Source organism: Micromonospora tarensis (genome assembly GCF_016803395.1).
In the GTDB taxonomy this organism is placed as follows: domain Bacteria; phylum Actinomycetota; class Actinomycetes; order Mycobacteriales; family Micromonosporaceae; genus Micromonospora; species Micromonospora tarensis.
Genome location: NZ_JAEVHL010000022.1, coordinates 13,550 through 27,299, shown reverse-complemented (window position 1 = coordinate 27,299; position 13,750 = coordinate 13,550). Strand labels below are relative to the sequence as shown.

Below are 13,750 nucleotides of genomic sequence, written 5' to 3'. Positions count from 1 at the left end.
CGCGATCGGCGGCCTGTCAGATCCGCACGAAGTCGTGGCCGACCACATCGACAGGAGGTCAGTCGTGGATTCGGGTGAAGGTGTCGGCGAGGCCGGCGAGCCACCGGTTGACCTCCACCAGGTGCCGGGCCGACCGGGGGTCGACCGCGCCGAGCAGCGGGCGGAGCCGGTCCACCTCCTCGGCGCAGGTGGTCGACACCGGGATGGGGCCGGGGGCGCGGCCGTGTGCCACCTCGTCGGCCAGTTCGTGGTACGCCGAGCGCAGCTGCCCGGCGGATTCTCGCAGCAGCGCCGCCGCCTCGGGCCAGTCCGCGAGACAGCCGGGCGGGTTGCGGCGCAGCAGCGACTCGGCCCCCGGCAGGACGTGGTGCCCGGCACCGAGCACGGCGTCCCAGTTGACCTGCCGACGGCGCGGATCGTGCCGCTCCGAGTGGTACTGGCAGTACGACGAGTCGATCAGGACGGTCCGACGCCGGACCCGATCGAGGGCGCGGTCTGGCGGTGGAGCATCGCCGAGCACCGCCTGGACGGTCAGCTCGACCGCGTCGGCGTTGGCCGCCAGATAGCCAATGGCGTTGTGCCGCAGGTCGTGGCCCGCGCCGCGCGGCCACATCGCCACCCCGGCGAGCACCCCGATCACCGCGCCGAGCAGCACGTCGACGAGGCGGGCCTCGGCGAGCCGCCACCCGCCGGGGTCGAGCTGGGCGAAGACGACCGTCAGCAGCACCGTGAACAGCGCCTGCTGCCACACCGGGCCGAGCAGGCGACCGACGCCGAAGGCCAGCATCAGGGTGACCGGCAGGACGACGGCGTACACGATCGGTTGGTTGACCACCAGCATCACCGCGCCGCTGACGAGCGCGCCGGCGATCGTGCCCAGCACGGCCGGCCGCAGCGCGGTCCGGGTGTCGGCGGCCGAGGAACGCAGCACGGTGAGGGTGGCCAGCAGCACCCAGAAGCCGTGGGTCAGCTGCAACGCCCCGGCGGCGACCCGGGCGATGGCGAGCGCCACGGCCAACCGCAACGAGCCGTGCAGGTGGGCCGAGCGGGGTGCCAGGTGGGCGCGGTACTGCCGCCAGTACAGCGTCCACGGTTTGTGCCGGGCGTACTCGAACAGCTTCGAGCCGGCGTCCGTACCGCCGAGCCGCGCCCCGGTCGCCACCCGGGCACCGACGGCGAAGACCCGCACCTGGTCGGCGATGGCCAGCGCGGTCGCGTCCCGGCACAACCGGGGTACGTCCGGCGGGTCGCGGCGGTCGCTCTCCACGACCCGGTAGGACGCCTCGGCCCACCTGATCGCGGCGTCCAGGTCGCCGAGGTCGACCGGTGGCGTGCCGCCCGACAGACTGCGCCCGGCGGCGCGGGTCGTCTCGGCGCCGGAGCGCAGCAGCCGCGCCGCCGCCAGGTCCGGAATCGGCTGCGGTGGCGGATCCGCCGCCAACCGGTCCGCCTCGGCCAGCACCTCCCGTAGCGCGGCGGCGCAGATCCGCAACGACCGGTCCTTGGCGCCCGCCGCGATGGGTGCCCCGACCGGCGGGTTGCGGGTCAAATCGAGTGCCGCGACCACGTGGTACGCCCGCGGACGTCGCTGCTCCCGACCAGCGGGACCGGTCCGCGGGTTGGTCAGCGCGTCGGCGGTGGCATCGAGGAGCGCGCCGACGCCGGCCGCCGCCTCGGCCAGCCGTTGCCGGTACGAGACCGGCACCGGGTCGGGCCAGAGCGCCACCTCGGCGAGGGCGAGCAGCACGATGGCGAGGGTGACTCCGGCCAGCCGCTGGGGCAGGGTGCCCGGCTGGTACGGCGGGAAGGACGCCAGGATGTAGAAGAGCTGGAACGCGCTCGCCAAACCCATCAGACGCGGATTGCCCACCCCGGCGAACGCCACCACGAACCCGATGACCAGCATCCCGCCGGCAGCGGCCCACGTGCTCCACGCCAACAGCGCGCCCGCCGTGATCAACGCCCAGACCACCGGCAACGACAGGACGAGGATCCGCGCCCGCTGCGGCGCCGGACCGGGCAGCTGCGCGAACGCCCCGGCGGCGATCGCGCCGAACAGGCCGTACGTGGCGAGCGTGGAGCTGCCCACGCCGTAACGGCCGCCGTAGAAGACGACGGACGCGACGAGCGTCACCCGTGCGGCGCGGCGCAGGATGGCGTACCCCGGGTCACGGCGGCGCAGCCGGCCCAGGAGGCTGGTTCCGCGCACGCCTGCTCCCCCGCGATCCGCGCGGCGCCCCTCCCCGGTTGCCCATTTTCCACCGCGCCCCGCGCCCGTCCGGCGGGTTTGCCGACGAATCACCGGCGAGCGCCCCCGAACAGGCCGACGCTCAGCTGGCCCGCCACTTCTGGTTGGCGTTGCCGTTGCACTGCCAGATCTGCAACCGGGCGCCGTTGTCCGGGTTGGCGTCGAGCACGTCGACGCACCTGTCCGCCTTGGTGTTGACCAGGTCGTAGGCCTTGTTGAGGGTGAACCTCTGCGACCCGGCGCCGGAGCAGTCGGCGAGCAGGACGGCTGCCCCGTCCGCGGTGGAGTGGCCGGCGACGTCCAGGCACTTGCCCATCGAACGCACCGTGCCGTCGGCGGGGAAGGTCCAGAGCTGCTTCGCCGTGCGACGGCAGTCCCAGATCTGGAGTCGCACCCCAGCCGTGGCGTTGCCGTCCGGGATGTCGACGCACCGGTCACTGGCGAAGCTGATGATCTGTTTGCCGGCGGGCGCGCTGCCCTGCGTCGGCGAGGGCGGCGGCGATGGTTGCTCCGCCGGATTCCCCGGCCCCGCCGTCGTACCGCTGCCGGTCCCTGGCGTCGGCGGACCCGCGCCGACGGACGGCGGCGGGCCGGCGGTTCGCGACGGCGGGCCGCCCGCGACCGGCAGGCCCTGGAAACCGTCGGCGATCAGCGCGAAGACGCCGGCGCTCGCCGACCATTCGGCGGCCGACGTGGTCCAGTCAATCGAGTACGCGTGCCCGTTGTGGCCGACGAACACGCGGCTCACCGTGCGCGTCGGGGTGCCGTCCGGGTCGGTCTGCGTCCACTCCCACTCGGCGGCGCGCAGCTGGTAGCGCAGCGCCGCGAGCCGCACCCGGTGGAAGTCGGCGTGGCGCGGGCGTTCCGTTGCCTCGCGGTCCCGCAGCTCGGCGACCAGGTCCGCGGGGACGGCCCGGAGTTCGTCGACGATCAGCACGCGGCTGCCGTCCGGCTCCCGGAACTCGGCCCGCTCGCCGTCGCGGCGCACCCGCCAACCGTCGGGGACGGGCACCAGGAAGCGGGGATCGTCGCGGTAGTAGCGCCAGCCGGCGGGCGCCGGGGGCAGCACCCTGGACACCGGCGTCTCGGCGATCGGCGACGCCGGCCCGGCGGGCGTCGCCACCCGGTCGGCGTCCGGGCCGCCGCGCAGCACGCCGGTCAGCAGGGAGGCGGTGACCAGCAGGACGATGAGCAGAGCCGCGGCGCTGAGCGACCCGATCAGTCGAGCCCGACGCCGACGGCCCGACCTGGACACCGGGACGTCGGGGGCGGCGGGCGACCCGGGCGGAGCAGACTCGGCGGTGACGAACTCGGGCACTATCGTCGGCCAGGATCCGTCGCCGGAGGTGCCGGCACCGCCGACCGGCTGGTCGCCGGTGGCGCTGGCCCGGGTGACCGGCTGGTCGCCGGTAGCGGCCTGGCGCAGCAGCCGGTCGGCCTCGTCCGCGCTGATCCGCTGATCCGGCTCCCGGCGCAGCAGCCCTTCGAGGAGCGGGGTCAGCCGACCGGCCCGCCGGGCCGGCGGTGGTGGCTCGGTGGCGAGCGCCGCCAACGTCGCGATCGGGGACGAGCGCTGGTACGGGGTTCGTCCCTCGACCGCCGCGTAGAGGGTGGCGCCGAGCGACCAGAGGTCGGCGGCCGGCCCGACGTCGCCATCGGTGGCCCGCTCGGGGGCGAGAAACGCCGGCGAGCCGAGCACCATCCCGGTCTGGGTCATCCGAGGGTCGCCGGGGAGGGTGGCCAGCCCGAAGTCGGTGAGCACCACCCGGCCGTCGTCGCCCAGCAGCACGTTCGCCGGCTTGACGTCCCGATGCAGCACGCCGGACTGGTGGGCGGCGCGCAGCGCCCCGAGCACACCCAACCCGATCCGTGCGGCGCGGTCCGCCGACATCGGCCCCTCGGCGTCGAGCACCTGCTGCAGGGACCGGGACGGCACGAGTTCCATCACGATCCAGGGGTCGTCGCCCGAGTGCAGCACGTCGAAGACGCGTACCACGTTGGCGTGCCCGAGGCGGGCCACCGCCCGCGCCTCGCGCATGGACCGCTCACGCATCTCCCGGCGTTCGTCGTCCCGGAGGCCGGGCGGCGCGACCAACTCCTTGATGGCCACGTCGCGGTGGAGCATCTCGTCCCGGGCCTGCCATACCCGGCCCATCCCGCCCTGGCCGAGTGGACGAACCAGCCGATAGCGATCGGCAATCAACTGTCGAGAGGCGTCTGGCACGACAGGAACGTACCCGGCGATGTTTACCTGCCCAATTCTCGCGGCCGATGGCGAAACGACAGTTGGATATGTCACAGGCAAGATCGACAAACAACTGATCGACCATTTCGGAACAACTCCCCTATTGACCCGAACGCGGTCGCCGAGCGCAACGTTACCAACGCGTATATCGGTAACGTGCTATGCAGATCGAATGAATTCGAATTCCGCGAAGACCCGGTACGCGCGGCCGCCGGCCCGCGCCGGCCGGAGCACGGCACACCCCGTCGGTCGATTCGATGCCTACATTACCGGCGGGTTATCAACCCGTGGGAGAAGAGATGGCCGTTCCGGACGATGCGGTGTTGCCGGTGGCGGCATCCGGCGAGGCGGTTCCGGCGCTTCGACCTCGGCATCGGTCAAGCCTGCGACAGGAGCGGCACGCCACCTGGTGTCGGTAGCGCGACAGCTGGGCGATGGGTTCGCTGATCGTGTTGTGGTAGGTCTGTTGGCGTGACAACAGACGCCAGCGCCACCACCGGGGAGAAGCTGTTCATTTCCTACGCTGGCCCGGACCGGCCGTGGGCCGAGTGGGTGGCCTGGCAGCTGGAACAGGCCGGGTACGTGGTGGAGCTGGACCTGTGGGACTGGGCCGCCGGCGACAACTCGGTGGTCCGCATCAACCAGGCGTTGGAGCGGGCCGACCGGATGGTGGCGCTCTTCTCCGAGGCGTACTTCGAACACCAGCGGTTCACCACTGACGAGTGGACGGCGGTCATGTCCGGGCGGGACCGGCAGGGCCGGCTGGTGCCGCTGCGCCTCGGGGACGTCACGCTGCCCGCGGTGCTCCGCCCGCTGATCGCGCCCAGCCTGGCCGACCTGTCGGCCGAGGACGCGCACCGAGTGCTGATCAACGCGGTGCGCGGGGTGCCCCGGCCGGCGACCGAACCCGATTTTCCCGGTGCGCAGATCCCCCGGCCACGATCGGCGGCCGACGCTCCCCGGCTGCCGGGAGGACATCAGCCCACGCTCTGGCAGGTCCCGCGCCGCAACGCGGACTTCGTCGGGCGGGACCGTGACATCGACGCCGTCCGTCGCGAACTCCGGCCGGGACGACCGGTGGTGGTCCAGTCCGGGGTTCCGCTCGGCGGAGTCGGCAAGACCCAGGTCGCGGTGGAGTACGTGCACCGATTCGCGGCCCAGTACGACCTGGTGGCGTGGATCAACGCCGAGGACCCACAACTGGTGCCGGCCCAGCTCATCGCGCTCGCCGCCGAGCTGGGGCTGGTCGTCGAGCATGACGAGGCGGGGGCGCTGCCCGCGCTGCGGCGGCACCTACAGCAGCCGAAACGATGGCTGCTGGTGTTCGACAACGCGGAGACCGCCGAGGCCGTCCAACCCTGGGCGCCCGCTGGCGTCGGCCACGTCCTGATCACATCACGGTCCCGCGACTGGTCCGAGTTCGCGAGGGTGCACCTTGAGCTGCTGACCCGGCGGGAGTCGGTCACGCTGCTACGCAACCGGGTGCCGGAGCTGTCGGCCGAGGACGCGACCTGGTCGCGGACAAGCTGGGCGACCTGCCGTTGGCCCTGGTGCAGGCGGCCACCGTGCTGTCCACGATGCCGACCGAGCTGTACCTGGAGATGCTGGACACCGACGCCGACGAGGTGCTCAACGAGGGCCTACCGCAGTCCTATCCACTGTCCCTCGCCGCCGCCCTGCGCGTCTCGATCAACGAACTCGCCGATCACGGCGAAGCCCTGGACCTGCTCCGCCTCTGCTGCGTCCTCGCGCCCGAACCCGTTCCGATGACGCTGCTCGGCGCGGCCCCCGACGCCGTCGCGGATTCACTGCGACCGGTGGTGGCCAGTCCGATGCGGCTGTACCAGACCGCGACACGGCTCGGTGACCTGGTGCGCCTGTCGCAGCGCGGCATCCAGGTCCACCGCCTGGTGCAGACGCTCGTCCTCAGTCAGCTTGCTGCCTCCAGCCGCGACGAGCTGCGCCGCCAGGCGGGTGGCCTGGTGGCCGCCAGCCATCCCGGCGAGCCAGCCTCGGCGTCGACGTGGCCAGCGTGGTCCACCCTCCTGCCACACCTGCTGGCGCTGGAGCTGGGCGAGACCGACGACCGACAGCTCCGCGACGCGGCCTGCGACGCGATGCTCTACCTGCTCTACAGCGGAAACACCGACGCCGGCTTCCGCCTCGCCCGCCACCTCTTTGACCAGTGGCGACAGAAGCTGGGGCCCGACGATCCGCACACCCTCACCGCGGCCTCCGAGCTCGCGCACGCCTATCACAACCAGGGGCGCGACCGGGAAGCCCTCGACCTGACCGAGGACACCCTGACTCGCCGGCAACGCACCCTTGGCCCCGACGACCCGGCCACGTTGCGCTCCGCCAGTGACTACAGCATCGTCATAGCCAGCCTGGGGAGACTGGCCGAGGGTATCGACAGAGCCAAGGATGTTCTTGCTCGCCGTATCAAGGTGCTGGGCGGCGAGCACCGGGACACATTGATCACCCGCGGCCAGATTGCCAGCTGGAAAGGCGAGACCGGTGATCACCAGACCGCCATCACCGCCTACGAGGAACTCCTCACCGACCGGCTGCGCATCCTCGGCCCCGACCACCCCGACACCCTGACCACCCGCGCCAACCTCGCCAGCTGGAAAGGCGAGGCCGGCGACCACCACACCGCCATCACCGCCTTCGAAGAACTCCTCACCGACCAGCTACGTATTCTCGGTCCGAATCACCCTGACACGTTGAAGGGTCGCGGGAATCTCGCGCACGCACTGCTAGTGCGAGGTGCTTTGCTGGCGGCCCGAGCACAGGCCACGGCCAAGCTCGAAGCAGAGCGACGCCTGTTCGGGCTGGGCGATCGCCGGACCCAGGAAACACAGAAGTTGCTCAACGAAATCAAACGTCGGATGGGCGGCCGGTCGGGCCCATCAAATGGCAGGCGTAAGAAGCGCTGACCGACACAGTCAGACCGACTGCGGTGGTCAGACGAGGCGGGTAATCCGCAGCGGGGCCCACATTCAGCGCGTGCGGCCAATGGTCCGACTGCTCGCGGCGACGCGGCCGGTCACGCCGCCGTCGAAGGCATGGCCGATGGTCTCTGGGCGCGGGGGATCAGCCTCGCAGTCCGGGCCGGGACCGTGATCGACTCGACTTCCTTGATAACGCGGTCTCGAAGCGGGGCGGAAAGCCCGACTTCACGGAAACCGAGTTGATCACCGCCGGCCGTGTGCGGTGTCGGGGCGGCACGGCCATGGACGGTCGCAGCCACCGCGGCTCGCTGGCGGCAGGCGGTCCCTTCGGCGTCCCGGTCCGGCGCCGATGCGCCTGGCGCGCGTGACGATCGGCCGTCACCGGCCCCTACAACCCCAGGTAGACGGCACCATGCCGAGACCGACCGCTAAGTGATCTTGTAAGCTCGGGTGGCAGAGCCGCCTCGGCCGCGTCAACAACGTCGATAGGGATCGAGGGAGACAGTGCTCACCGTAGGCTTGGCGGACACCACAGTGGTGCCCGAGGGTGAGCGGTTCGGATTCTGGCACGACCTGGTGGCCCGCGAGTCCGTGCCGATGCGGATTCACAGTGCCCACGCGGCAGACTTCCGGGCCCGGGCCGAGGTCATCAACCTGGGTGAGGTAGTGCTGTCGTCCTGGCGGTACCCGTCGTTGGACATGCGGCGGACCGGCACGTTCATCCGTCGCAGCGACCCGGAGATGTACCAGTTCGCGCTGCCGCTGTCCGGGCGCGGTGGGGTGGAACAGGAGCGGCGCACGAACCCCTTCTCGCCGGGGCATTTCGCAGTCGTCGACACGTCGCGCCCGCATCAGTCGTCGCATCGGGGGCGATCGCCGCAGGAGAGTCTGTTGACCACCCTGACGATCCTCGTTCCGCACCAGCTCATACCGGTGCAGTCCAACAAGATCGCACAGCTTCTCGGTACGAACATCCCCGCCACCGAGGGGATGGGCATGCTGCTCAGCCAGTTCGTGAACCAGGTCATGAGCCACCCGGAGCAGTATCAGGACAGCGACGCTCCGCTCCTGGGCACCGTCGTGCGAGACCTGCTCTCCGCGACGGTGGCCCAGCGTCTGGACCTCACCGACGCACTACCCCATGAGGTGCGCGGGCACAGCCTGCGGATGCGGGTCCAGGCGTTCATCGACGAGCACCTCGGCGACCCGGACCTGTCACCGGGCACGATCGCCGCCGCGCACCACGTCTCGCTGCGCACCCTGCATCGAGCCTTCGAGGCCGAGGACCAGACAGTCGCTGAGATCATCCGGATGAGGCGCCTCGACCGGTGTGCCCGCGACCTACGCGATCCCCTGCAACGAGCGCGGCCCATCCACAGCATCGCCGTCCGCTGGGGATTCCCCACCCAGGCGCACTTCAGCAGGGTCTTCACGGCCGCGTACGGGATGTCTCCCCGCGCGTTCCGCGACGACCTCAGCGCTCGGTCCGCACCGCGCTGGCCCGCCCCGGATCAACGAAAGGCCTAGAAGGGGGGCCAGCGGGAGTCGGCGGGCGGCCTGGGATGGATGCGCTTCCCGGCGCCGCGCATCTCGACCGGCCAGCGCTGGTCGATCACCCTTGCGGTTTCCTTGCAGCCCGGACAGGCATTGGGCCAGTCCGGCACCCACGGGTACGCCGAGGCGGACACGCTGTCGTGCTGTATGCCGCACAGGGTCGCCCCGGCACCCTCGTGGGCGTACGCCACGTCGTAGGCATGACCCACGTCCTCGGGCAACTGCGGTGACTGTGCCCGCTCCCAGCGATTCTTCATCGGCTCGTACTGCGGTCGTGCGATCTCGCGCGGGTCGTGCCCGAACTCGGTCCATGCGTAGCACCACGAGCAGAACCACCGCTCCCGGACCGGTGCGGCCCATTCCGTCAGCGGTTCCGGCACCGGCTGCTGCCGCATCTGGTGACCACACACATCGCACGTCACATGGCGATCCTTCCATCCGCCGACCCTGATCAGGTGATGAGAAGGAAAGGGCCGGGAACGATCCAGGCACCTGTTTCTCATCACCTGATCAGGAAGATCCGGGGCCGTCGCGCCGGACTCAGGCCGGTGCGCCGGCGGTCGCCTTCTCGTCGTCGGGTCGCCGCACCGCCGACTCGTCCTCGTCATCGTGCTCGTCCAGCATGGTCGCCTCGTCGAACGGGTCGTCGCCGCGCAGCACCCCGGCTGCCCGGTCCCGGTCGAACTCGCCGGTCCAGGTCCCGACCAGCACGGTCGCCACGGCGTTGCCGGCGAAGTTGGTAAGCGCCCGCGCCTCGGACATGAACCGGTCGATGCCGACGATCAGCCCCACCCCGTCGACGAGGTCCGGTCGGTGCGACTGGAGGCCGCCGGCCAGCGTGGCCAGCCCGGCGCCGGTGACGCCGGCGGCACCCTTGGACGCGATGATCATGAAGAGCAGCAGCGAGATCTGCTCCCCGATCGCCAGCGGCTTGCCCAGCGCGTCGGCGATGAACAGCGACGCCATGGTCAGGTAGATCGCCGTTCCGTCCAGGTTGAACGAGTACCCGGTCGGCACCGTGATGCCGACGACCGGCTTGCTGACGCCGAAGTGCTCCATCTTGGCGATCAGCCGCGGCAGCGCCGACTCGGACGACGAGGTCGACAGGATCAGCAGGAACTCCCGCCCCAGGTAGCGCAGCAGCGAGAAGATCGAAATCCGGGCCACGAACCACAGCAGCGCGCCCAGGAACACCAGCACGAAGATCAGGCAGGTGAGGTAGAAGCCCACCATGATCTGGGCGAGGCTCTTGAGGGCGTCGACACCCGTCGCGCCGACCACGGCGGCCATCGCGCCGAACGCGCCGAACGGCGCCAGCCACATGATCATGGCGAGGACCTTGAAGACGACCCGCTGGATGACGGTGATGGCGCTGAGCACCGGCTCACCCCGCCGGCCCATGGCCTGCACGGCGAAGCCGACCAACAGGGCGACCAGCAGCGTCTGGAGCACCTTGCCCTCGGTGAGCGCGGAGAGCAGCGTGGTCGGGATGATCCCGAGCAGGAAGTCCGCCGTACCGGCGGCCTCGTCGCCGGCCGCGGCCTTGCCGGCGCCGGCGAGGTCCTGGCCGAGGTTCAGGCCGGAGCCGGGGTGGATCAGGTTGCCGACCACCAGGCCGATGGCGAGCGCCACTGTCGACATGGTGAGGAAGTAGCCGAGGGCGAGGCCGCCGACCCGGCCGACCTTCGCGGCCTGCCGGACGGAGCCGACGCCGAGCACGATGGTGCAGAAGATGACCGGGCTGATCATCATCTTGATCAGGTTGACGAAGCCGGTGCCGATCGGCTTGAGTTCCTTGCCGAAATCGGGGGCGACCAGCCCGACCACGATGCCGGCGACGACGGCCACGATGACGGCCAGATACAGGTAACGGGTACGGTCCCGGCGGCCGCCGGTGCCGGTGTGGTGGCGGATGTGGTGGTGTCCATGTCGACAATGTGAAGCGCGTCTCACCCGTTGACAGCCTTGCGGTCATTCTGTTCACCGCGAGGTGCGGCAACGGCGGCCGGATGAGGAGGTGATGGGGGTGGCCCGACGCCAGTGGAGCATCGCGGGGCAACTCTTCGCCCTCCAGGCGGTGGTGGTGACGCTGCTGGTGCTGGCCGGCGCGGCGGGCGCCGTCTGGCTGGCCCGCAGCGACTCCCGCCAGGCCGCCCAGGAGGAGGTGCTCGCGGTGGCGCAGACCGTCGCCGGCTCCCCCGACGTCCGCGCCGCCCTCACCGCCGCCGACCCAGCGAGGGTCCTCCAGCCGTACGCCGAATCGACAAGAAAGGCCACAGGCACCGACTTCGTGGTGGTGATGGCCCCGGACCGCACCCGTTTCTCGCACCCGACCCGGGAGCGGATCGGTGAGCCGTTCGTCGGCGAGATCGAACCCGCGCTGGCGGGTCGCGCGTTCACCACCACGAACGTCGGGACGCTCGGCGAGTCGGTGCGCGCTGTCGTTCCGGTCTACGACGAGCGGCGACGCCTCGTCGGTCTGGTCTCGGTGGGCATCACCACCCGGGCCATCGACCGTAAGCTGCTCGGTCAGCTGCCGGTGCTGTTCGGTGTGGCCGCACCGGCTCTCGCGCTCGCCGCGACCGGCTCCTGGCTGCTCAGCCGCCGGCTGCGCCGCCAGACGCACGGTCTGGGGCCGGCGCAGATGACCCGGATGTACGAGTACTACGACGCCGTGCTGCACTCGGTGCGCGAAGGTCTCGTCGTGCTGACCACCGACCGGCGGGTGGCATTGATCAATGATGAGGGTCGCCGGTTGTTGGGGCTGGACGCGGACGCGCCGGTGATCGACCAGCCGGTGGCCGGGATCGACCTGCCGCCCGCGGCGGCCGAGCTGCTCGACTCCGGACGCGACGCCCGTGACGAGCCGATCCTCGCCGGTGACCGGGTGCTGGTCGCCAACCAGCGGACCACCCGGTTCGAGGGCACGGTGCTCGGTACCGTGTTGACGCTGCGCGACCAGACCGAGTTACGCACGCTGGCCAGCGAGTTGGATTCGGTACGCGCGCTGACCGAGGCGTTGCAGGCACAGACCCACGAGTCGGCGAACCGGCTGCACACCGTGCTGACCCTGGTCGAGCTGGGCCGCGCCGACGAGGCTGTCCGGCTCGGCACCCGGGACCTGGCCCTCGCCCAACAGCTGACCGACCGGGTGGTCGGGGCGGTGACCGAGCCGGCGCTGGCCGCGCTGCTGCTCGGCAAGTCCGCGCAGGCCGGCGAGCGCGGGGTGGACCTGGTCATCGAACCGGACTGCCGGCTGGACGACAGCCCGCTGCCGACCGGTGACCTGCTCACCGTGGTCGGCAACCTGGTCGACAACGCCCTGGAGGCGGTGGCCGGCACGCCGGCGCCACGCCGGGTGCGGGTCTTCGTCGGCGCGGTCGACGACGAGTTGGTGATCCGGGTCGCCGACAGCGGTCCCGGGCTGGCCCCGGAGCGGGTGGCTGACGCGTTCCGGCGCGGCTGGTCCACCAAGAGCACCGGCCGGGGCCTCGGTCTGGCGTTGGTCGGGCAGGTGGTCCGCCGGCACGGCGGCAGCGCGGAGGTGGCCCGCTCGGACGACGGCGGCAGCCTGTTCACCGTCCGGCTGCCGGGCAGGATCGAGCGGTCGTGACAGACATCCGGGTGCTTGTCGTCGAGGACGAGCCGCTGCTGGCCGAGGCGCACAGCGCGTACACCGAACGGGTTCCCGGTTTCGTGGTGGTCGGGGTGGCGCACACCGCGCGGGCGGCGATGGCGGCCCTGCGCGCGGGCGGCGGCGGCGAGGTGGACCTCGTACTCCTTGATTTTCGGTTGCCCGACCTGCACGGCCTGGACGTGTGCCGGGCGCTGCGCGCGGCGGGCAGCAGCGTCGACGTGCTCGCGGTGACGTCCGCGCGGGACCTGGCGGTGGTGCGCACCGCCGTCTCCCTCGGGGTGACCCACTATCTGCTCAAGCCGTTCACCTTCGCCGCGTTCCGCGACAAGCTGGAACGCTACGCCGACTACCGGGCGCAGGCGCTCGCCGACGGCGAGGTCGCCGCCCAGCACGAGGTGGACCAGATGTTCGCCACCCTGCGCGGCACCGCCGGGCACAGCCTGCCCAAGGGGCTCGACGCGCAGACCCTCGATCGGGTACGCGCCGCGCTGGCCGAGGGGACCCGCGCGGCGGCCGGGCTGTCCGCGACCGAGGTGGGCGCGGCGACCGGCATCTCCCGGGTGACCGCCCGCCGCTACCTGGAGTACCTGGTGACGGTCGATCGGGCCGCCCGCAGCCCGCGCTACGGCACCCCGGGCCGCCCCGAGGTCGAATACCGCCCGAGGTGAGCGAACGAGTCCCGATCCCGGCTGAGGCACGGGCACAGGAGCGGAACGTGGTAACCGTCAGTAACCGCAGTCGGAGCGGACGCAGTGGTGAGCGGTATACCTCAGAGTCATATTCATACCCCTGAGGTATACCGCTCAACAGCATGTCGACGGGGCGGGCAGGGGCCCGCCGATGACGTTCGTCCCCGCACACCCACCGCCGGGCACCTACGGTCGCCGGCCGGGGGGGGGAATCCGCTGGCGGGGTGGAGATCCGTTGTTAGACTTGCCGGGTTGGGTTAGCGGTACGACCAGGGAGACCAGACATGGCGGGTGACGACGACATCTCCGGGTGAGACCGGGCATGTTCGGCCATCGGTTCGGCGCGCAGCGCGCAGCCGCCGTGGCCATGACGTCGTTCCACCGGTCCCGTTTGTCGTCGGGCGCGCTTGGCCGCGCCCAACC

Annotated in this window: 9 protein-coding genes; 5 read left to right on the top strand and 4 right to left on the bottom strand. The window is 71.3% G+C overall.

What is annotated here, in order from left to right; all coding sequences use genetic code 11:
• Positions 1–58: 58 nt before the first annotated feature.
• Together JM949_RS07915 and JM949_RS07910 are read right to left on the bottom strand one after the other, a co-directional pair.
• Positions 59–2,209 (bottom strand): FUSC family protein, encoded by a 2,151-nt coding sequence (locus JM949_RS07915; protein WP_203147782.1) that lies wholly within the window; start codon positions 2,207–2,209, stop codon positions 59–61.
• Positions 2,210–2,330: 121 nt separating this feature from the next.
• Positions 2,331–4,472 (bottom strand): protein kinase domain-containing protein, encoded by a 2,142-nt coding sequence (locus JM949_RS07910; RefSeq protein WP_203147781.1) that lies wholly within the window; start codon positions 4,470–4,472, stop codon positions 2,331–2,333.
• Positions 4,473–4,964: 492 nt separating this feature from the next.
• On the opposite strand from JM949_RS07910, the gene JM949_RS39030 reads away from it, so the two are divergent.
• The 3 genes from JM949_RS39030 (at position 4,965) to JM949_RS07900 (ending at position 8,974) form a co-directional block, all read left to right on the top strand.
• Positions 4,965–6,263, top strand: a complete 1,299-nt coding sequence (locus tag JM949_RS39030) for a tetratricopeptide repeat protein (RefSeq protein WP_309232055.1) — start codon at positions 4,965–4,967, stop codon at positions 6,261–6,263.
• A complete protein-coding gene (locus JM949_RS07905) occupies positions 6,260–7,432 on the top strand; it encodes a tetratricopeptide repeat-containing protein (RefSeq protein ID WP_309232057.1) in 1,173 nt (390 codons plus the stop codon). Before JM949_RS39030 ends, JM949_RS07905 begins: the two co-directional genes overlap by 4 nt.
• Positions 7,433–7,951: 519 nt before the next feature.
• Positions 7,952–8,974: an AraC-like ligand-binding domain-containing protein gene (locus JM949_RS07900; protein WP_203147779.1), complete on the top strand. Its 1,023-nt coding sequence runs from the start codon at positions 7,952–7,954 to the stop codon at positions 8,972–8,974.
• Here JM949_RS07900 and JM949_RS07895 read toward each other — a convergent pair.
• The gene (locus JM949_RS07895; protein WP_203147778.1) at positions 8,971–9,396 is read right to left on the bottom strand and encodes a hypothetical protein; all 426 of its coding nucleotides are present in this window, start codon (positions 9,394–9,396) and stop codon (positions 8,971–8,973) included. The genes JM949_RS07900 and JM949_RS07895 overlap by 4 nt on opposite strands.
• Before the next feature lie 145 nt (positions 9,397–9,541).
• Entirely contained in the window at positions 9,542–10,954 is a 1,413-nt protein-coding gene (locus tag JM949_RS07890) for a cation:dicarboxylate symporter family transporter (RefSeq protein WP_309232054.1), read from the bottom strand.
• 73 nt (positions 10,955–11,027) lie between these two features.
• Between JM949_RS07890 and JM949_RS07885 the strand changes: the two genes are divergently transcribed.
• Positions 11,028–12,614 carry a sensor histidine kinase gene (locus JM949_RS07885; RefSeq protein WP_309232053.1) on the top strand — a complete coding sequence of 529 codons (1,587 nt, stop codon included), beginning with the start codon at positions 11,028–11,030 and terminating at the stop codon, positions 12,612–12,614.
• The gene (locus tag JM949_RS07880; protein ID WP_203147776.1) at positions 12,611–13,306 is read left to right on the top strand and encodes a response regulator; all 696 of its coding nucleotides are present in this window, start codon (positions 12,611–12,613) and stop codon (positions 13,304–13,306) included. The genes JM949_RS07885 and JM949_RS07880 overlap by 4 nt, the downstream gene beginning before the upstream one ends.
• Positions 13,307–13,750: the final 444 nt, after the last annotated feature.